10 protein-coding genes and 3 pseudogenes are annotated in these 20,621 nt (G+C 62.4%); 9 read left to right on the top strand and 4 right to left on the bottom strand.

From position 1 onward, the window contains the following. The first annotated feature begins 11 nt into the window (after window positions 1–11). The 6 genes and pseudogenes from pepN to LOY35_RS28610 form a co-directional block, all read left to right on the top strand. Window positions 12–2,669, top strand: coding sequence for an aminopeptidase N (gene pepN / locus LOY35_RS16545; RefSeq protein WP_258624882.1), 2,658 nt, complete (start codon window positions 12–14; stop codon window positions 2,667–2,669). 383 nt (window positions 2,670–3,052) lie between these two features. Further along, window positions 3,053–4,105, top strand: coding sequence for a YCF48-related protein (locus LOY35_RS16540; RefSeq protein WP_258624881.1), 1,053 nt, complete (start codon window positions 3,053–3,055; stop codon window positions 4,103–4,105). A gap of 43 nt (window positions 4,106–4,148) precedes the next feature. After that, window positions 4,149–6,524: an RND family transporter gene (locus tag LOY35_RS16535; protein ID WP_258624880.1), complete on the top strand. Its 2,376-nt coding sequence runs from the start codon at window positions 4,149–4,151 to the stop codon at window positions 6,522–6,524. 163 nt (window positions 6,525–6,687) lie between these two features. Next, window positions 6,688–6,853 (top strand): annotated as a pseudogene (locus tag LOY35_RS28620) (hypothetical protein); the annotation flags it as partial. Between the two features lie 564 nt (window positions 6,854–7,417). Further along, a pseudogene (locus tag LOY35_RS28615) lies at window positions 7,418–7,493 on the top strand (hypothetical protein); the annotation flags it as partial. Window positions 7,494–7,903: 410 nt separating this feature from the next. Then, window positions 7,904–7,980: pseudogene (locus tag LOY35_RS28610) on the top strand (hypothetical protein); the annotation flags it as partial. A gap of 675 nt (window positions 7,981–8,655) precedes the next feature. On the opposite strand, the gene LOY35_RS16530 reads toward LOY35_RS28610, so the two are convergent. The 4 genes from LOY35_RS16530 to LOY35_RS16515 form a co-directional block, all read right to left on the bottom strand. Continuing rightward, window positions 8,656–10,548 (bottom strand): hypothetical protein, encoded by a 1,893-nt coding sequence (locus tag LOY35_RS16530; RefSeq protein ID WP_258624879.1) that lies wholly within the window; start codon window positions 10,546–10,548, stop codon window positions 8,656–8,658. A 108-nt stretch (window positions 10,549–10,656) separates the two neighbouring features. Continuing rightward, window positions 10,657–13,350 carry a dermonecrotic toxin domain-containing protein gene (locus LOY35_RS16525; protein WP_258624878.1) on the bottom strand — a complete coding sequence of 898 codons (2,694 nt, stop codon included), beginning with the start codon at window positions 13,348–13,350 and terminating at the stop codon, window positions 10,657–10,659. Between the two features lie 141 nt (window positions 13,351–13,491). Next, the gene (locus LOY35_RS16520; protein WP_258624877.1) at window positions 13,492–14,211 is read right to left on the bottom strand and encodes a FadR/GntR family transcriptional regulator; all 720 of its coding nucleotides are present in this window, start codon (window positions 14,209–14,211) and stop codon (window positions 13,492–13,494) included. Between the two features lie 223 nt (window positions 14,212–14,434). After that, on the bottom strand, window positions 14,435–16,171 hold the full coding sequence (locus LOY35_RS16515) for an IlvD/Edd family dehydratase (protein WP_258624873.1): 1,737 nt from the start codon (window positions 16,169–16,171) through the stop codon (window positions 14,435–14,437). Window positions 16,172–16,364: 193 nt separating this feature from the next. On the opposite strand from LOY35_RS16515, the gene LOY35_RS16510 reads away from it, so the two are divergent. The 3 genes from LOY35_RS16510 (at window position 16,365) to LOY35_RS16500 (ending at window position 20,430) form a co-directional block, all read left to right on the top strand. Next, the gene (locus LOY35_RS16510) at window positions 16,365–17,687 is read left to right on the top strand and encodes an MFS transporter (protein WP_258624871.1); all 1,323 of its coding nucleotides are present in this window, start codon (window positions 16,365–16,367) and stop codon (window positions 17,685–17,687) included. Between the two features lie 156 nt (window positions 17,688–17,843). Further along, window positions 17,844–18,836, top strand: a complete 993-nt coding sequence (araD1, locus tag LOY35_RS16505) for an AraD1 family protein (RefSeq protein ID WP_258624868.1) — start codon at window positions 17,844–17,846, stop codon at window positions 18,834–18,836. A gap of 13 nt (window positions 18,837–18,849) precedes the next feature. After that, complete coding sequence (locus LOY35_RS16500; protein ID WP_258624866.1) at window positions 18,850–20,430, top strand: aldehyde dehydrogenase (NADP(+)); 1,581 nt, start codon at window positions 18,850–18,852, stop codon at window positions 20,428–20,430. The last annotated feature ends 191 nt before the right edge of the window (window positions 20,431–20,621 follow it).

Genomic DNA, 20,621 nt, shown 5'->3' with positions numbered 1-20,621 from the left:
GGATTCGACCCATGCGCACCGAACAACCGAAGTTGATCTACCTGAAGGACTATCAGGCTCCCGAGTACCTGATCGACGAGACACACCTGACCTTCGAGTTGTTCGAGGACCACAGCCTGGTCCATGCGCAACTGGTGATGCGTCGCAACCCCGAGCGCGGTGCCGGGCTGCCGCCGCTGGTGCTCGACGGGCAGCATCTGGAGCTGGTCTCCGTCAAGCTCGACGACACCGACCTGGCGTCGGCCGACTACCAGTTGGACGACAGCCACCTGACCGTGCAACCCAAGGCCAAGACTTTCACGGTCGACACCACCGTGCGGATCCACCCGGAAACCAACACGGCCCTGGAGGGCCTGTACAAGTCCGGCGGGATGTTCTGCACCCAGTGCGAGGCCGAAGGTTTCCGCAAGATCACCTACTATCTCGACCGTCCGGATGTCATGAGCAAGTTCACCACCACCGTGGTGGCCGAGCAGCACAGCTATCCGGTGCTGCTGTCCAACGGCAACCCGATTGCCAGCGGCCCCGGCGAAGACGGCCGGCACTGGGTGACCTGGGAAGACCCGTTCAAGAAGCCTGCCTACCTGTTCGCCCTGGTGGCCGGTGACCTGTGGTGCGTCGAAGACACCTTCACCACCATGACCGAACGCACCGTGGCGCTGCGCATCTACGTCGAGCCGGAAAACATCGACAAATGCCAGCACGCGATGACCAGCCTGAAGAAGTCCATGCGCTGGGACGAGGAGGTGTACGGCCGTGAATACGATCTGGACATCTTCATGATCGTCGCGGTCAACGACTTCAACATGGGCGCCATGGAGAACAAGGGCCTCAACATCTTCAACTCCAGCGCGGTGCTGGCCCGTGCCGAAACCGCCACCGATGCCGCGCACCAGCGGGTCGAGGCCATCGTTGCCCACGAGTATTTCCATAACTGGTCGGGCAACCGCGTGACCTGCCGCGACTGGTTCCAGCTGTCGCTCAAGGAAGGCTTCACGGTGTTCCGCGACGCCGGGTTCTCGGCCGACATGAACTCCGCCACCGTCAAGCGCATCCAGGACGTGGCCTACCTGCGTACCCACCAGTTCGCCGAAGACGCCGGCCCCATGGCCCACCCGGTGCGCCCGGACAGCTTCATCGAGATTTCCAACTTCTACACCCTGACCGTGTATGAAAAGGGCTCGGAAGTGGTCGGCATGATCCACACGCTGCTGGGGGCAGAAGGCTTCCGCAAGGGCAGCGATCTCTACTTCCAGCGCCACGACGGCCAGGCCGTGACCTGCGACGATTTCGTCAAGGCCATGGAAGATGCCAACGGCGTCGACCTGACCCAGTTCAAGCGTTGGTACAGCCAGGCCGGTACGCCACGGCTGGCGGTCAGCGAGTCCTACGATGCCGCCGCCAAGACCTATAGCCTGACCTTCCGCCAGAGCTGCCCGCCGACCCCGGACAAGGCGGAAAAACTCCCGTTCGTGATTCCCGTCGAGCTGGGCCTGCTGGACAGCCAGGGTGCCGAGATCCCACTGCGCCTGAGCGGCGAGGCGGCGGCAAACGGCACGTCCCGAGTGATCTCGGTGACCGAAGCCGAGCAGACCTTCACCTTCGTCGACATCGCCGAAAAACCGCTGCCGTCCTTGCTGCGGGGCTTCTCGGCGCCGGTGAAGCTGAGCTTCCCTTATGACCGCGACCAGTTGATGTTCCTGATGCAGCACGACAGCGACGGCTTCAACCGCTGGGATGCCGGCCAGCAACTGTCTGTGCAGGTGTTGCAGGAACTGATTGCCCAGCATCAGAAGGGCGAGAGCCTGGTACTGGACCCACGTCTGGTCAGCGCATTGCGCACAGTACTGTCGGACGAATCCCTGGATCAGGCCATGGTCGCGGAAATGCTCTCGCTGCCAAGCGAAGCCTATCTGACGGAAATCAGCGAAGTGGCCGACGTCGAGGCGATCCATGCCGCCCGTGAGTTCGCTCGCCAGCAACTGGCCGACAACCTGTTCGAAGCCTTGTGGTTGCGCTACGAGGCCAACCGCGACTTGTCGAAGCGCACACCGTATGTGGCCGAAGCCGAGCATTTTGCCCGTCGAGCATTGCAGAACATCGCCCTGTCATACCTGATGCTGACGGACAAGCCCGAGGTGTTGAGTGCCACCCTGGAGCAATTCGACAGCGCCGATAACATGACCGAACGCCTCACGGCGCTGGCGGTGCTGGTCAATTCTCCGTACGAAACCGAGAAGGCCCAGGCGCTGGAAGTGTTCGCGGAGAACTTCAAGGGCAACCCGCTGGTCATGGACCAGTGGTTCAGCGTCCAGGCCGGCAGCCCGCTGCCGGGTGGGCTGGCGCGGGTCAAGGCGCTGATGGAGCATCCGGCGTTCAACATCAAGAACCCGAACAAGGTGCGGGCGCTGATCGGTGCATTCGCCGGGCAGAACCTGATCAACTTCCACGCCGCCGACGGCTCGGGTTATCGCTTCCTGGCGGACCTGGTCATCCAGCTCAACGGCTTCAACCCGCAGATCGCCTCGCGACAACTGGCGCCGCTGACCCGCTGGCGCAAATACGACAGCGCCCGCCAGGCGCTGATGAAAGCCGAGCTGGAGCGCATCCTGGCATCCGGCGGGTTGTCCAGCGATGTGTTCGAGGTGGTGAGCAAGAGTCTGGCTTGACCTTGAGGCCGCGGTTTGCCTGGTAGACCGCGGCGCTTCAATCGCGAGCAGGCTCGCTCCCACAGTAGATCTTCAGTGAACACACATCGTGTGATCATCCGAGATCCCCTGTGGGAGCGAGCCTGCTCGCGATTGGGCGCACCACAATGCCCGTTCCGAAATTCCCGCTTATCACCCCACCGAATACCCCGTCATTCACCCCCTGCGCCAACCCCCCTGGTTAACAAAAGATAACGCGGCGTCGATTGTCAGGTCTTCCGAAAGCCCGATAGGATAGGTCAGCTTCCGAAGTGGCTCTAGATTGCAGGTTTGCGCCCCGATCGAGCTGCCTACGGCGCCCTGAAAGGCCGCATGGCCTAACAATAATAATGGGGGAAAGGTCTATGAACGAGCCTGTCATGGCCATGGGTCGCGCCCGCCAGCCGGTGCTGCGCCGAGTCGCGTTGCTGGCCTCGGCGCTCTCGCTGCTGGGCTCTGTGGTGTTGTCGGCTCCGGCGCTGGCCGTTGCAGCCACGACAACCGACGTCATCTATTCGGTCGAGTCGGCCAAGGCCAGCAAGACCCTGATGCTCGACGTCGTCCACGCCGGCCAGCGCCTGGTGGCGGTCGGTGATCGTGGGCACATTGTCTATTCCGACGACCAGGGCCGTTCCTGGACCCAGGCCAAGGTGCCGACCCGCCAACTGCTCACAGCCGTATTCTTCGTCGATGACAAGCATGGCTGGGCCGTGGGGCACGATGCGCAGATCCTCGCCAGCGAAGACGGTGGCAGCACCTGGACCCGACAGTTCGAAGACCTCACCCGTGAAGCGCCGCTGCTGGACGTCTGGTTCAAGGATGCCAGCCAGGGGTTCGCCGTGGGCGCCTACGGCGCGTTGCTCGAAACCACCGACGGTGGCAAGCACTGGGAAGACGCCAGCGACCGCCTCGACAACGAAGATCAGTTCCACCTCAACGCCATCACTGCGGTAAAGGACGCCGGGCTGTTCATCGTCGGCGAGGCCGGCAGCATGTTCCGCTCCGCCGACGAGGGCCAGACCTGGGAGAAGCTCGAAGGCCCGTACGAAGGTTCGCTGTTCGGCGTCATCGGCACCGCCCAGCCTTCGACGCTGCTGGCCTACGGCTTGCGCGGCAACCTCTATCGCTCCACCGATTTCGGCGGCTCCTGGGAGCAGGTCGAGCTCAAGGCCGCCCGGGGCGCCCTGGAGTTCGGCCTGTCAGGGGCGACCTTGTTGCCGGACGGTTCCATCGTGATCGTCGGCAACGGCGGCAGCGTGGTGCGCAGCACCGACGACGGCGTGACCTTCAGCGTCTTCAACCGTTCGGACCGGATTTCCGTGGCGGCCGTCACGGCGGCGGGCAATGGCAACCTGGTCCTAGCCGGACAGGGGGGTGTGCGCATCACCACGGCCAGCGGCGCTGAACTGAACAAATGAGCCGCGCATATGAGTCGGGCACAATAACAAGAAGGCGGACCCCATGAGCAGTCATCACCAAGACAAGGCGACGTTCCTCGAGCGCCTGATTTTCAACAACCGCCCGGCAGTGATCGTCATTTGCCTGCTGGTCAGCCTTTTTCTGTTCTGGCAGGCCACGCTGATCCGTCCGTCCACCAGCTTCGAAAAAATGATCCCCCTTGAGCATCCGTTCATCGAGAAGATGCTCGAACATCGCAACGACCTGGCGAACCTTGGCAACACCGTGCGGATTTCCGTGGAAGCCACCAACGGCGACATCTTCTCCAAGGACTACATGGAGACCCTGCGCCAGATCCATGACGAGGTCTTCTACATCTCCGGCGTCGACCGCTCCGGCCTCAAGTCGCTGTGGAGCCCGAGCGTGCGCTGGACCGAAGTGACGGAGGAGGGCTTCGCCGGCGGTGAGGTAATCCCCCAGAGCTACAACGGTTCGGCCGACAGCCTCGACCTGCTGCGCAACAACGTGCTCAAGTCCGGCCAGGTCGGGCGGCTGGTGGCCAACGATTTCAAATCGAGCATCGTCGACATCCCGTTGCTGGAGTCCTACCCGGATCCCCAGGACCAGGGCAAGTTGCTGAAACTGGACTACCAGAAATTCTCCCACGAGCTCGAAGACAAGATCCGCCACAAGTTCGAAGCCCAGAACCCCAACGTACAGATCCACATTGTCGGTTTCGCGAAGAAGGTCGGCGACCTGATCGATGGCCTGATCATGGTGGTGATGTTCTTCGGCGTGGCCTTCGTCATTACCCTGATCCTGCTGTACTGGTTCACCCACTGCATGCGCAGCACCATCGCGGTGTTGAGCACCACGCTGGTGGCGGTGGTCTGGCAACTGGGGTTGATGCACGCCGCCGGGTTCGGCCTCGATCCCTACTCGATGCTGGTGCCGTTCCTGATCTTCGCTATCGGGATTTCCCACGGGGTGCAGAAAATCAACGGCATCGCCTTGCAGTCCAGCGAGGCGGACAACGCCCTGACGGCGGCGCGGCGCACTTTCCGGCAACTGTTCCTGCCGGGGATGATCGCGATCCTGGCGGATGCGGTGGGGTTCATTACTTTGCTGATCATCGACATCGGCGTGATCCGCGAGCTGGCCATCGGGGCGTCCATCGGTGTGGCGGTGATCGTGTTCACCAACCTGATCCTGCTGCCGGTGGCCATTTCCTACGTGGGCATCAGCAAGCGCGCCATCGAGCGCAGCAAGAAAGACGCGACCCGCGAGCATCCGTTCTGGCGGTCGCTGTCGAACTTCGCCAGCGCCAAGGTCGCGCCGGTGTCCATTGCCCTGGCGGTGATCGCCTTCGGTGGAGGCCTGTGGTACAGCCAGAACCTGAAGATCGGCGACCTCGACCAGGGTGCGCCGGAACTGCGTCCGGACTCGCGTTACAACCAGGACAACAACTTCATCATCAGCAATTACTCCACCAGTTCCGACGTGCTGGTGGTGATGGTCAAGACCAAGACCGAAGGCTGCTCACGCTATGAAGCCATGGCGCCGATCGACGAGCTGATGTGGAAGATGCAGAACACCGAGGGCGTGCAGTCGGCGATTTCCCTGGTGACCGTGTCCAAGCAGATGATCAAGGGCATGAACGAGGGCAACCTGAAATGGGAAACCCTGTCGCGCAACCCTGACGTGCTGAACAACTCTATCGCCCGGGCCGATGGCCTGTACAACAACAGCTGTTCCCTGGCACCGGTGCTGGTGTTCCTCAACGACCACAAGGCCGAGACCCTGGACCGTGCGGTGAAGGCGGTGCAGACCTTCGCCAAGGAAAACAACCGCGATGGCCTGGAGTTCATCCTGGCCGCCGGTAACGCCGGTATCGAAGCGGCCACCAACGAAGTGATCAAGGAATCGGAACTGACCATCCTGATCCTGGTGTACATCTGCGTGGCAACCATGTGCATGATCACCTTCCGCTCCTGGGCGGCGACCCTGTGCATCGTGCTGCCGCTGGTGCTGACCTCGGTGCTGGGCAACGCCCTGATGGCTTTCATGGGCATTGGCGTGAAAGTCGCGACCCTGCCGGTGGTGGCGCTGGGGGTGGGGATTGGCGTGGACTATGGCATCTACATCTACAGCCGCCTGGAAAGCTTCCTGCGGGCTGGATTGCCGTTGCAGGAAGCTTATTACCAGACGCTGAAGTCCACCGGTAAAGCCGTGCTGTTCACCGGCCTGTGCCTGGCGATCGGTGTGTGCACCTGGATCTTCTCGGCCATCAAGTTCCAGGCGGACATGGGCTTGATGCTGACCTTCATGTTGCTGTGGAACATGTTCGGCGCGCTGTGGCTACTGCCGGCGTTGGCTCGGTTCCTGATCAAGCCGGAGAAGCTGGCGGGGCAGCGGGGGAATTCGTTGTTTGCCCATTGATGAATGAGCCTGGCAAATCACCCTGTGGCGAGGGGATTTATCCCCGCTGGGTCGCGAAGCGACCCCAACTCTGCCACCTCAATTAACCTGACACACTGATGTGTCAGGTTTTGGGACTGCTTTGCAGTCCAGCGGGGATAAATCCCCTCGCCACAGGAGCAGCGTCACCTTCATGTTGCTGTGGGACATGTTCGGCGCTGTGGCTGCTGCCGGCGTTGGCGCGGTTCCTGATTTGCCCATTGATGGATAAGCCTGGCAAATCACCCTGTGGCGAGGGGATTCATCCCCGCTGGGTTGCGAAGCGACCCCAACTCTGCCACCTCAATTAACCTGACACACTGGTGTGTCAGGTTTTGGGACTGCTTTGCAGTCCAGCGGGGATAAATCCCCTCGCCACAAGAGCAGCGTCACCTTCATGTTGCTGTGGGACATGTTCGGCGCTGTGGCTGCTGCCGGCGTTGGCGCGGTTCCTGATTTGCCCATTGATGGATAAGCCTGGCAAATCACCCTGTGGCGAGGGGATTCATCCCCGCTGGGTTGCGAAGCGACCCCAACTCTGCCATCTCAATTAACCTGACACACTGATGTGTCAGGTTTTGGGACTGCTTTGCAGTCCAGCGGGGATAAATCCCCTCGCCACAGGAGCAGCGTCACCTTCATGTTGCTGTGGGACATGAGGGCGCGCTGTGGCCGCTGCCGGCGCTGGAGCGGTTCCTGATTTGCCCTTTGATGGATGAGCCTGGCAAATCACCCTGTGGCGAGGGGATTCATCCCCGCTGGGTCGCGAAGCGACCCCAACTCTGGCACCTCAATCAACCTGACACTCCGGTGTGTCAGGTTTTGGGACTGCTTTGCAGTCCGGCGGGGATGAATCCCCTCGCCACGAGAGCAGCGTCACCTTCATGTTGCTGTGGGACATGTTCGGCGCTGTGGCTGCTGCCGGCGTTGGCGCGGTTCCTGATTTGCCCATTGATGGATAAGCCTGGCGAGTCACCCTGTGGCGAGGGGATTCATCCCCGCTGGGTCGCGAAGCGACCCCAACTCTGGCACCTCAATCAACCTGACACTCCGGTGTGTCAGGTTTTGGGACTGCTTTGCAGTCCGGCGGGGATGAATCCCCTCGCCACGAGAGCAGCGTCACCTTCATGTTGCTGTGGGACATGTTCGGCGCTGTGGCTGCTGCCAGCGTTGGCGCGGTTCCTGATTTGCCCTTTGATGGATGAGCCTGGCGAGTCACCCTGTGGCGAGGGGATTCATCCCCGCTGGGTTGCGAAGCGACCCCAACTCTGGCACCTCAATCAACCTGACACACTGGTGTGTCAGGTTTTGGGACTGCTTTGCAGTCCAGCGGGGATAAATCCCCTCGCCACAGGAGCAGCGTCACCTTCATGTTGCTGTGGGACATGAGGGCGCGCTGTGGCTGCTGCCGGCGTTGGCGCGGTTTCTGATTTGCCCATTGATGGATAAGCCTGGCGAATCACCCTGTGGCGAGGGGATTTATCCCCGCTGGGTCGCGAAGCGACCCCAACTCTGGCACCTCAATCAACCTGACACTCCGGTGTGTCAGGTTTTGGGACTGCTTTGCAGTCCAGCGGGGATAAATCCCCTCGCCACAGGAGCAGCGTCACCTTCATGTTGTTGTGGAACATGTTCGGCGCGCTGTGGCTGCTGCCGGCGCTGGCGCAGTTCCTGATTTGCCCTTTGATGGATGAGCCTGGCGAGTCACCCTGTGGCGAGGGGATTTATCCCCGCTGGGTTGCGAAGCGACCCCAACTCTGCCATCTCAATTAACTGACACTCCGGTGTGTCAGGTTTTGGGACTGCTTTGCAGTCCGGCGGGGATGAATCCCCTCGCCACAGGAGCAGCGTCACCTTCATGTTGCTGTGGGACATGTTCGGCGCTGTGGCTGCTGCCGGCGTTGGCGCGGTTCCTGATTTGCCCATTGATGGATCAGCCTGGCAAATCACCCTGTGGCGAGGGGATTCATCCCCGCTGGGTCGCGAAGCGACCCCAACTCTGCCACCTCAATCAACCTGACACTCCGGTGTGTCAGGTATGGGACTGCTTTGCAGTCCAGCGGGGATGAATCCCCTCGCCACAGGAACGGCGCCTAGCTTCTGTCGATGGCAATCAAGGCGCCAGCGGCAAGAACCTGCCCTGCGCCATCGACTTGCTGATCTGTCCTCGATGAACATTCACCACCGCATAAGGGCTGGTGGCTTTGGCCAGCATTGAGTGGTAGTGCTCCTTGCGTTGTTCCTTGGTCTTGAGGTGCGCGACGCTGAAGTTGTCTTTCGGCGTGTCGGCCGCTGCGTAATGAAAGTGCGCGTACCAGATCGGAAAACCGTCACGGTCGTTGATGGCGTATTCCTGGAGGAAATCCTTGCGGGTTCCTTGCAGAGCCGTGCGGTCGCCGAGCCGGGCCACCTGGATCAGGTTCTTCTCGAACAGGAAGCGAAGGTTGCCGTCGGTGGGCGGCAGTTTCAGGCTCAATTCGGTGCGCAGGTCGCTGCCCTTGGTGGTCAGCTGGGTGGCGGCGTCTGACAGCAGTCGGCCCAGCGCTTCGGTTGCCGGAGTGCGCGAGGCTGGCGATGCGGTGAGCGCCCGGTCGAGCTCTTCGGAAAGCGTGCGGAAGTGACTCGCCTCATTGTTGAGGATTTCCTCGATTTCCTGAGGATGGCGGCAGTGGGTCTTGTAGCTTTCAGCGCGGTTCATACGCTTGCCCAGCTCGTCCAGCAATTCTCGTGCATGGGCCCGGATCGCCTTGATCGATCGCGTCTGGGGCGCCGGGGTCGGGCGGCGTACATCGACCACGTCCCAGACATCCTCGTGGCGCGAATAGGTGGCAAGTATCTGGTTGTCGCCTTCGGAACGCATCTCGACGACTTCGATTGGCAGGCTCGTGCCGGCGGGTTTCAGGTCGCCGATCAAGACGCCATTGTGGCGGGTCCTGATCAACTTTTTCTGCGAGAGCCCGGCGCCGGTCCTGGGGCGTTTCGGCGCGCGCTTGCGCGGCTTTGGCTCGGGTTTGATTTCAGCGGCGAGTTTTCCGGAGACGTCCTGGTAAAGGCCCTCGACCAGTTTGACCAGTCTGTCGAAATAGGATTCGTTGATGTCATCCAGATAAAGGGCTTTTGTCCCTTTCAACGTATCCAGAGTCTTGCCGTAGTGCTCGGTCAGGCTTTCCAGCACTTCGAGCTTTTCCGACGGGGAGGGGTCGTAGCTTCTCAGGTAGTCGTGAGAACGCATGTGCTCCATCAATGGCATGAGAATGCGAAGCATGCGGTCGGCCAGGAGGGGTTGCCGGTTTTTCACCGACAGTATGGGGAGCGTGGCGAGTTGCAGGATTTTGCTGCCGATGGCATTTCTCTCGTCCAGGGGGCGGTTGCGGGTCAGCCGTTCGAACGCTCGTGCGCCCGACGCATCGAGGTTCAATAGCCGCTCGAGGTAATCGTCCTTGAGTTCCAGCCAGTGGGTCGCTCGGTCATTGATGTCGCTCTTGGTGTCGAGAAACTTCATGTAGGCTTCGAAGTCGCGGGCGAGAATTTCTCTGATGTCGCCATGCTCTCCATACTGGGGATGTGTCCGATAGAGGGCCACGCGCTCCTTTTCGGTGATCAGGAATGCCTTGCGAGCATTGTTGATCAAGTTTTCCATGAGCACGTGCATGTAGCCAGATGGAAAACCGATGCCCAGGCTGGTGCGTTCGGCCGCACTGTTCGCCAGCGTCAGGTACATCTCGGTCTGCTCCTGGAGCAGGTCATAGAAAATCTTGCGTTTCGCCGCCCGCTGGGCTTCGGTGTAGTTGCCGCCTTCCTCGGTCCGGGTCATGACTTGCAGGGCCACGTCCAGGGCTTTTTGTCGATCGGCATCTCGTGCCACTAACTGGTCGAATTCATCGGTCAACTGTTGGGCCCGCTCCAGGTTGATACGGCGCTGTGCTTCCACCCGCTTGGGCGGTGAACCGCCGAGCAGGCGCAAACGCAGATCCAGGTGCCAATGGCCCTGGGCATCGACTCGCAACGGCGGGCCGTTCTTGTCGACGTCGAGCGGAGCGAGTGGGTCGACGATGGTTGCACTACCATCGTATTCGGGCGTGACTCGATAGAAGGCGCCTTCGACCTCGGCATGCTATTTGCTGTCGATCACGTACAGGCCTTTGAACGGGCCGTTCTCAATGGGGTCGGGTGGCGAGGTGGGGCGTGGCACTTGCAAATGCTGCAATCGCGCCCGTTGTTGCGGCGTCGGTTGGCCACCGGCCCTGACGAAATTGAAGTCCAGGCGCCCACCCGTATTGATGTTGGCGTCAGGCACTGTCACGGTACCCTCCAAGAGGATGGGCGCCGCCGGTGCAGGCCACTGCTCGGCAATGGCGCGTGGCGCGGGGGGGCGCATGGCTTGTTCCTTAATCGATTCGGGCACGCTCGCCCGCGCCGCTGGCCCATGGCCGGAGGGCAGTTGGCTCACCAGCAGGGTCAGGTTGACCAGCAGATCGACTGCAGCAAGCTCCCGGGCCACCGGGTCCTCGCCGGTCAGCGCCGGAATGTCCTGTTGGGCGCTGGCCATCAGGTTCCAGAGCCAGACGGTGGTCATGGCCGGGCCGCGCAGCAAGGGAAACAGCAAGGTGTTGAACAACAGGCCGCCACCTTCGAGCAACACCGCCCAGCGGCTCTCGCTGTTGGACACCGAGTCCCGGTCGGCCTGGGTGACCAGGGCCTGGGCGTTGCAACCGTAGAGGTACTGCATCAGCTCGCCGTTGTGCAGCGATTGCAGCAGCTCGCCGCGGGTATCGTCGACGGCGAGGGTGGCTGGGGCGGGTTTGTCGGGAACACTGAATTCGTCACCGCTGAAGAACCGCACGATATGCGGTTCCAGGAATCCGCCGTTGGCGTAGATCGGGCGTGCGGCGTCGGGCAACCAGGTCAGGAGGCTTTCCTGCAGTTTCCCAGGGGCGGCAATGGCCTGCAGCAATGCTTCGCGTGTCGCGAACTCCTGCAGCGAGGGCGCGTAGAGCGGCCGATACAACAGGTGCGGGCCGCTAGTGATGTCCTGCGCTTCGATGATGAACATGTTGCTCACGATATCGGGCTGGGCTTGGGGCTTGCGCAGCAGACCCAGGTGGCGAATGACCACCGGGCGACCGTCGACCTGCTGGCCCGCCGCGTCGGGCTGGAGGACGGCTTCCAACCGGCGCAGGCCCTGGCGGGTCATGCCGTTTTCGTGGTTCAGGTTCTGCTTCAGGGCTTCGAGCATCAGTTGCGCCGGGAGCTGCTCGGCGAAGATTCGTTGCCGGTTCTGTGCCTGGGGCGATTCGCCGAGTAAGTGCTGTTGCAAATAGCGAGGATAGGTCGCGCCAATATCGACCTGTTCGATCAACCGGGTTATGAACCCCGGCGTCAGCCAGGCCGGCAGCGTCTGGCCCAGGCGATGGCTGAGGGTGAAAGTGCCGCTGGGGCGGGCGACGAGATTGTGGATGGCCAGTTCGGTGAGGCTCATCTGCCGTTTCTCGGTCAGACCGATGGTTCCCGGATAGCCTGCGGACACGCTGAACGTCAGCAGCACATCGTCGGGCTGGTAGCGGCTCGATGGCAGCTTGTCCGCGCGGCTGTCGTTGGCATCCCGCAGGCGACTGAGCAAGGCGTCGGCGGTAAAGGCCTTGATGTCGTCGATGCCGCCGAGGAAGGTCTGGCCCTGGTGGCGCCTTTTGGCGCTGGCCAGGGCCAGGCTGTAGTGCTGGAATGTCGTCTGGTCGACGATGGAGGCGTTTTTCAGCCATTCGGGCAACAGCGGCCCAAGGCGTAACGAGGTGTCGGGCGACGGTCGGGGCGCCTCCAGCAGCGAGCGGGCCGGGTCGCTCAAGTCGGCGTAGAGGCGCTTCAGCTCCGGCAGGTCGATCCGGGCGGGCAGTCGCACAGCCTTCAGGTCGGCCAATTGCTGCTCCAGCAACAGCGCCGCCTGGCGCTCGAAGACGTTGCCGCTGATCTCGTAGCGTTGGCAGGTGATGGTGTCGACGGTGTACAGGCTGGCAATCCATTCGCCCCAATGCTGGTTGAAGGCCTCCAGGCAGGCAAAGGACTGCACGGCGTTGCCGGGGCTGCACAGCAGGAGTTCGGTGCTGCCGTTCTTGACGCGGACCAGGAGGATATTGCCGCTGACCAGCACGCTGCGGCTGGCGCCCCGGGTGAGCCAGGTTTCCAGTTGGTAGGCGTACACAGGTGCCTGTCGGTCGAGACATAAGCGCAGCGCCCGGTCCGGCCAACGGACAATCTGGTCCAGGGCCTCCCGCGCCGTATCCGTGAGCCCGGGCTGTTGCAGCCCGCGGATGCTCAATGTGTTCCTGAGTACGTCGCTGAGCCAGCGCCAGCGGCTGCTCGCAGCGGTTTGGTCAGCGCTGCCGATGTCCTCGTTCCAGTAGCGGACCAGCGCATCTTCCAGCCCGATCGGCAGTGTCCAGGCCAGTTCAAGTATGGATTTCTTGATGAGCTGCATGTCCAGTCCCCGAGCGCCTGACCAAAGGCGGCGTGGCGGGCTGTCGGAGAGAAAACAGTCAAGTGCTCCCTGTGGGTCGAAGTCCGGGGGCGTGCCGCTGGCCAGGTAATCGAGGACCGCGGACATCAAGGGCCGGAAATGCCAACCGCGGGTGGCTGGGTCCGGCATTGCCAATTGTGTCTTGGAGAGGTCGATCTCCAGCCAGGGGTCTCTTTTCTTGATCGCTTGTTCGAGCATGCGCCGGGCGACCTGTTCGAGGGTCGGGCGACTGGCGAATTGCAGGCTGACACTTTGGGCCAGCGCGGGGATCGAACCGGCAGAGGAGGGGGCGGTCATGAGAAGTCCTTTTCACAAAACATGGCCGTCGGGATGACGGCGAGAAAAGTATCGACTGCTCAGTCTGGTGCGGGTGGTAGATAGATACCACCGCGCCAGGGAAGGAGTGTGCCAGGCCTGTTCGGCAACGATGGCGGAGGATCAGCTGTGGTCGTTGCCCAGCACCACGTTCAGTGCACTGCGGGCATCATCCAGTTGCACCAGCGTCGCATGGCGGGCGCCGAGGGCGTCACGGTTCTCGATGGCGGTGAGGATCGCCTTGTGCCGTGGCATCGCCAGTTCATGCAGGTTGGGTCGCTGGTTGGAGTGCTTGAGCGCTTCGGCGATGGCCACCGACAACATGTTGCACAGGTTGGCGAGCAGGTCGTTGTGGGTGGCGTCGGCGATCCGGCTATGGAAATCCAGGTCCGGTTGCAGCAGGGCTTCGGGCGTCGGTGCCGCGTCCATGCGCTCGTAGGCTTCGCGGATGGATGCGATGTCGGCGTCGGTGGCGAACTGTGCGGCCAGGGCGGCGGCGGCCGGTTCGATGATGCTGCGCACGCTGGTGAGCAACCCGAAGAATTCGTTCTGCGGGCTGCTCTGCATCAGCCAGTGCAGCACGTCCGGGTCAAGCATGTGCCATTCACGCCGGGCCTTGACCACCGTGCCCACTCGCGGCCGCGAATACACCAGGCCCTTGGCGACCAATACCCGCGTGGCTTCACGCAGTACCGGACGGCTCACGGCGTATTCCTCGCACAGCAAGGCTTCGGCGGGCAATTTGTCGTCGGGCTTGAAGCGTCCGGACACGATCTGCATGCCCAGTTCCTGGACGATGCGTGCGTGCATGCTTTTGCGGTCGGAGGGTTTGCGGTAATCCATGGGGCGCGGCGCGATCCTGTGGGGGAGATGCTGCGCATGATAGCAGGCGCAGCGAGGGCGGGTCGCTAGTGCGATTTTTGATTTAGATGCCGATCCATTGTGGGGCTTTTGTGGGAGCTGAGCTTGCTCGCGATGAGGCCTTTCCAGTCAACATCTCTGTTGTCTGTTACACCGCTATCGCGAGCAAGCTCAGCTCCCACAAAAGCCCCACAGGGGCTGATGGTCAATGGGAGTGTCGCGGCACCTCGGCGCCGCGGCAGCCCACCAGGAAGTCGAAATCGCAGCCCTGGTCCGCTTGCAGTACATGGTCTATGTACAGCTGACGGTAGCCGCCCACCAGCAGTTGCTGGGGCGGGGTCAGGTCGGCCAGGCGCGCGGCCAGTTCGGCATCGGAAATGTCCAGGTGCAGCCGGCCGCTGGCGCAATCCAGCTCGATGAAATCACCTTCCTTGACCGCTGCAAGAGGACCGCCGGCCGCGGCCTCTGGTGCCACGTGCAGCACCACGGTGCCATAGGCGGTGCCGCTCATGCGTGCATCGGAAATTCGCACCATGTCGGTCACGCCCTGGGCCAGCAGCTTGGCCGGCAAGCCCATGTTGCCCACTTCGGCCATGCCTGGGTAACCCTTGGGCCCGCAGTTCTTCATGACCAGGATCGAGTCGGCATCCACATCCAGTTCCGGGTCGTTGATCCGCGCCTTGTACTCGTCGAAGTTCTCGAACACCACCGCGCGACCGCGATGCTGCATCAGCTCGGGGGTGGCGGCGGAGGGTTTGAGCACCGCTCCCAATGGCGCCAGATTGCCGCGCAGTACGCAGATACCGCCATCGGCGCGGATCGGGTTGTCCAGGGTGCGGATGACTTCGTCCTGACCGTAGATCGGGGCTTCCTTGGTGTTTTCGCCGAGGCTTTTGCCGTTGACGGTCAGGGCGTCCGGGTGGGGGATCAGGTTGGCTTCACCGAGGCGACGTAGCACGGCGGGCAGGCCACCGGCGTAGTAGAACTCTTCCATCAGGAAGCGTCCGGACGGTTGCAGGTCGACGATGGTCGGCATGCCACGACCGATGCGGGTCCAGTCGTCCAGGTCCAGTTGCACGCCGATACGCCCGGCGATGGCTTTGAGATGGATCACCGCGTTGGTGGAGCCACCGATGGCCGCATTGACGCGGATGGCGTTTTCAAAAGCTTCCTTGGTCAGGATCTTCGACAGCCGCAAGTCTTCACGAACCATTTCCACGGCGCGCATGCCGGACATATGGGCCAGGACATAGCGACGCGCATCCACGGCCGGAATCGCGGCGTTATGGGGCAGCGACGTGCCGAGGGCTTCGGCCATGCAGGCCATCGTCGAGGCGGTCCCCATGGTGTTGCAGGTACCGGCCGAGCGGGACATGCCGCCCTCGGCCGCGAGGAAATCGTCGAGGGTGATGGTGCCGGCCTTCACCTGTTCGCTCAATTGCCAGACCACCGTGCCCGAACCGATGTCCTGGCCCTTGTGCTTGCCGTTGAGCATCGGGCCACCGGTGACGACGATGGCCGGTACGTCACAGCTGGCGGCGCCCATCAGCAGGGCGGGGGTGGTCTTGTCGCAGCCGGTGAGCAGCACCACGCCGTCGATCGGGTTGCCGCGAATGGCCTCTTCCACGTCCATGCTCGCCAGGTTGCGGGTCAGCATGGCGGTAGGGCGCAGGTTCGATTCACCGTTGGAAAACACCGGGAATTCCACCGGGAAGCCCCCGGCTTCGATCACTCCGCGCTTGACGTGCTCGGCGATCTGCCGGAAATGCGCATTGCACGGGGTCAGCTCTGACCAGGTGTTGCAGATACCGATGATCGGCTTGCCATGGAACTGATGGTCGGCGATGCCCTGATTTTTCATCCAGCTGCGGTACATGAAGCCATTTTTGTCGGCGGTTCCAAACCATTGGGCCGAGCGCAGGGAGGGCTTTTTATCAGACATGATCGATTCTCTTATTGTATGACTATATTTTTCTGGATGAAGCGTAACATAAGCGCAATTTGCGCGGTTTGGAAGTGTTGTTGGGTAAATAGTATTACTATATAGTCCGGCTCAATGGAGGGGTTGTCCTGGCGTGCATTCGCGAGAGAAATCCCCCGTGGTTCCATAACAACAACAATTGGAGACCGGTCCCATGAGCCAGGAATTGCGGCTTATCCGTCGCATCACGCTTAAACTGATTCCCTTCCTGATCCTGCTGTACCTGATCGCCTATGTAGACCGCTCTGCCGTGGGCTTCGCCAAGCTGCACATGGGCGCCGACCTGGGTATCGGCGATGCCGCCTACGGCCTTGGCGCAGGGCTGTTTTTCATCGGTTATTTCCTGTTGGAGATTCCCAGCAACCTGATGCTCGAACGTTTCGGTGCCCGGCGCTGGTTCGCCCGGATCATGATCACCTGGGGCGCCATCACCATCGGCATGGCGTTTGTGCAGGGCCCCCACAGCTTCTATGTGATGCGCTTTTTGCTCGGCGCGGCCGAAGCCGGTTTCTTCCCCGGCGTGCTGTATTACATCACCCAATGGTTCCCGGTTCGCCATCGCGGCAAGATCCTGGGCCTGTTCATTCTTTCCCAACCCATCGCCATGCTGATCACCGGTCCCGTGTCTGGCGGCTTGCTGGGCATGGACGGTGTACTGGGCCTGCACGGCTGGCAGTGGTTGTTCATTGTCATCGGCCTGCCGGCGATGCTGCTGACCTGGCCGGTGCTGCGCTACCTGCCGGATGGCCCGCAACAGGTGAAGTGGATGGATCAGGCCGAGAAGGACTGGCTGACCGATGAACTGAAAAAGGATCTGCAGGAATACGGCCAGACCCGCCACGGTAATCCGCTGCATGCCCTGAAGGACAAGCGGGTCCTGTTGCTGGCGCTGTTCTACCTGCCGGTGACCCTGAGTATCTATGGCCTGGGCCTGTGGTTGCCGACGCTGATCAAGCAGTTCGGCGGCAGCGACCTGGTGACCGGTTTCGTGTCTTCGGTGCCCTATATTTTCGGCATCATCGGCTTGTTGGTCATTCCCCGCAGCTCCGACCGCTTGAATGACCGCTACGGCCACCTGGCCGTGCTCTATGTCTTGGGCGCCATTGGGCTGTTCCTCAGCGCGTGGCTGTCGGTACCGGTGCTGCAACTGGCGGCGCTGTGCCTGGTGGCGTTTGCACTGTTTTCCTGCACGGCGGTGTTCTGGACCTTGCCGGGACGCTTCTTTGCCGGCGCCAGTGCGGCGGCGGGCATCGCGTTGATCAACTCGGTGGGTAACCTGGGTGGCTACATCGGGCCGTTCGTGATCGGTGCGCTGAAGGAATACACCGGCAACCTGGCCTCGGGGCTGTATTTCCTGTCCTGTGTGATGGTGTTCGGCCTGGTGTTGACCGGCGTTGTGTATCGCCTGCTGGAGCGCAAGCATGTGCTGCCGGCGGATCAGTTCGCGGCCAGTGCGCGGGGGGCGACGCGCATCTGATTCAGAGGTCACCCCGATCCACTGTGGGAGCGAGCCTGCTCGCGATAGCGGTGGGTCAGCTTGCATCCCTGTTGAATGTGCCGTCGTCATCGCGAGCAGGCTCGCTCCCACAAGGGGCTTGGCGCTGTATTTGAGTTTTGTTTACAGGAGAAAACCATGCGTTTAGTTCAGTTCGAATTGGATAACGGTGAGCGCCGCGTCGGTGTGGTCGACGGCGACCGGGTGCGGGAAGTGCAGTGCGCGACGACCGTGCGTGAGCTGGCGCTGGCGGCCATCGAGGCGGGTGTGAAGCTGGAGCAGCAGGTCAATGGCCTCGGGTTCGGTGCCGAGCATGATTACCCGCGGTTGCTCGCCGAGCTGCGTATCCTGCCGCCACTGGATCACCCGGACCCGGCGCACCTGCTGGTCAGCGGCACCGGCCTGACCCACCTGGGCAGCGCCTCGGCCCGGGACAAGATGCACCAGCAGGCCGGCGATGAAACCGCCATGACCGACACCATGCGCATCTTCAAGTGGGGGGTCGAGGGCGGCAAGCCCCAGGCCGGTCAGGCCGGCGTGCAACCGGAGTGGTTCTACAAGGGCGACGGCGGCATCGTCGTCCGTCCGGGTCATCCGTTCCCGTTGCCGCCGTTCGCCGAAGACGCCGGCGAAGAGCCGGAAATCAGCGGCCTGTACGTCATCGGCCTCGACGGCAAGCCTTATCGCCTGGGTTTCGCGGTGGGCAACGAGTTTTCCGATCACGTGATGGAGCGCAAGAATTACCTGTACCTGGCCCATTCGAAACTGCGCAGTTGCAGTTTTGGTCCGGAACTTCGTGTCGGTGAATTGCCTCAACATCTATCCGGAACCAGTCGTATCCTGCGCAACGGCGAAGTGCTGTGGCAGAACGAATTCCTCAGCGGCGAGGCCAACATGTGCCACAGCCTCGAGAACCTGGAATTCCACCATTTCAAGTACAGTCAGTTCCTGCGTCCGGGGGATGTGCACGTTCACTTCTTCGGCACCGCGACCCTGTCGTTCGCCGATGGCATCCGTACCCAGCCGGGGGACGTGTTCGAAATCAGCCAGGCCGAATTCGGCGCGCCGCTGGTCAACGGCATTGCCCCGGTGGACGCGGTGTTCAACCCGGGTACTATCGGCACACTTTAAGAGGAGACTTGCGATGAACCAGATCCTTGGTCACAACTACATCGGTGGGACGCGCAGCGCGGCCGGCCAGACGCGTTTGCAGAGCCTCGATGCCAGCACTGGCGAAGCCTTGCCGGGTGATTTCATCCAGGCCACGGCTGAAGAGGTCGACGCAGCCGCCAAGGCGGCCGCCGCGGCTTATCCAGCCTACCGCAGCCTGAGCGCGGTGCGCCGGGCCGAGTTCCTCGAGGCCATTGCCGATGAGCTGGACGCCTTGGGCGATGAGTTCGTCGCCGTGGTCTGCCGTGAAACCGCGTTGCCTGCTGCTCGGATCCAGGGTGAGCGGGGTCGTACCAGCGGGCAGATGCGCCTGTTCGCCAAAGTCCTGCGCCGTGGTGATTTCTACGGTGCGCGTATCGACCGCGCCCTGCCGGAGCGCCAACCGCTGCCGCGCCCGGACCTGCGTCAGTACCGCATCGGCCTGGGCCCGGTGGCAGTGTTCGGCGCCAGCAACTTCCCGTTGGCCTTTTCCACGGCCGGTGGTGACACCGCGTCGGCTCTGGCGGCTGGCTGCCCGGTGGTGTTCAAGGCCCATAGCGGCCACATGGCGACCGCAGAGTGGGTGGCCGATGCAATCATCCGTGCCGCCGAAAAAACCGCGATGCCGGCCGGTGTCTTCAACATGATCTACGGCGGTGGTGTCGGCGAGTGGCTGGTCAAGCATCCGGCGATCCAGGCCGTGGGTTTCACCGGTTCCCTTCGGGGCGGGCGTGCCCTGTGCGACATGGCCGCCGCGCGTCCGCAGCCGATCCCGGTGTTTGCCGAGATGTCGAGCATCAACCCGGTGATTGTCCTGCCTGAAGCGCTGGCGACCCGCGCCGACAGTATTGCTCGCGACCTGACCGCCTCGGTGGTGATGGGCTGTGGCCAGTTCTGCACCAACCCGGGCCTGGTGATCGGCATCCGCTCGCCGCAGTTCACTGCATTTACCCAGCAGGTCGCCGCGCTGATCGGTGACCAGGCGCCACAAACCATGCTCAATGCCGGCACCTTGCAGAGTTACGGCAAGGGCTTGCAGAAGTTGCTGGCCCACCCGGGCATCGAGCACCTGGCCGGGCGCGCACAGCAGGGCAACCAGGCCCAGCCGCAGCTGTTCAAGGCCGACGCCAGCCTGTTGATCGAAGGGGACGAGGCGTTGCAGGAAGAGGTGTTTGGCCCGACCACCGTGTTCGTCGAAGTGGCCGACCAGGCGCAGCTCAGCGCCGCATTGAACGGCCTGCACGGTCAACTCACCGCGACCATGATCGGCGAGCCGGATGATTTCCAGCGGTTCAGCGAATTGACGCCGCTGCTGGAGCAGAAAGTCGGCCGGATCCTGCTCAACGGTTACCCGACGGGTGTCGAGGTGTGTGATTCGATGGTTCACGGCGGCCCTTATCCAGCCACCTCCGATGCCCGTGGCACGTCGGTGGGCACCCTGGCCATCGACCGCTTCCTGCGGCCGGTGTGCTTCCAGAACTACCCCGACAACCTGCTGCCGGAACCGCTGAAGAATGCCAATCCGCTGGGAATCCAGCGCCTGGTGGACGGGGTACCGGGCCGCGAGGCGCTCTGACGGTCGCGGGGGCGGCAGCGCCATTGAGGTTTGATGGACTGCCGCCATCGCGAGCAGGCTCGCTCCCACAGTGGTTACTGGGTGAATGCTGTATTTGCACACGCCGCAGAACCCTGTGGGAGCGGGCTTGCCCGCGAAGACGGCGGCACATTCAGCCTCGATGCCAACTGATCCACCGCTATCGCGAGCAA

Origin of the sequence: Pseudomonas sp. B21-028, assembly GCF_024749045.1 — a bacterium.
GTDB lineage: Bacteria > Pseudomonadota > Gammaproteobacteria > Pseudomonadales > Pseudomonadaceae > Aquipseudomonas.
This window is presented reverse-complemented; position numbering and strand designations above follow the sequence as displayed.

Bases quoted from the DNA above. Each gene is read 5' to 3' on its own strand.
- pepN (WP_258624882.1), top strand. From the start codon at position 12: ATGCGCACCGAACAACCGAAGTTGATCTACCTGAAGGACTATCAGGCT.
- LOY35_RS16540 (WP_258624881.1), top strand. From the start codon at position 3,053: ATGAACGAGCCTGTCATGGCCATGGGTCGCGCCCGCCAGCCGGTGCTG.
- LOY35_RS16535 (WP_258624880.1), top strand. From the start codon at position 4,149: ATGAGCAGTCATCACCAAGACAAGGCGACGTTCCTCGAGCGCCTGATT.
- LOY35_RS16525 (WP_258624878.1), bottom strand. From the start codon at position 13,350: ATGACCGCCCCCTCCTCTGCCGGTTCGATCCCCGCGCTGGCCCAAAGT.
- LOY35_RS16520 (WP_258624877.1), bottom strand. From the start codon at position 14,211: ATGGATTACCGCAAACCCTCCGACCGCAAAAGCATGCACGCACGCATC.
- LOY35_RS16515 (WP_258624873.1), bottom strand. From the start codon at position 16,171: ATGTCTGATAAAAAGCCCTCCCTGCGCTCGGCCCAATGGTTTGGAACC.
- LOY35_RS16510 (WP_258624871.1), top strand. From the start codon at position 16,365: ATGAGCCAGGAATTGCGGCTTATCCGTCGCATCACGCTTAAACTGATT.
- araD1 (WP_258624868.1), top strand. From the start codon at position 17,844: ATGCGTTTAGTTCAGTTCGAATTGGATAACGGTGAGCGCCGCGTCGGT.
- LOY35_RS16500 (WP_258624866.1), top strand. From the start codon at position 18,850: ATGAACCAGATCCTTGGTCACAACTACATCGGTGGGACGCGCAGCGCG.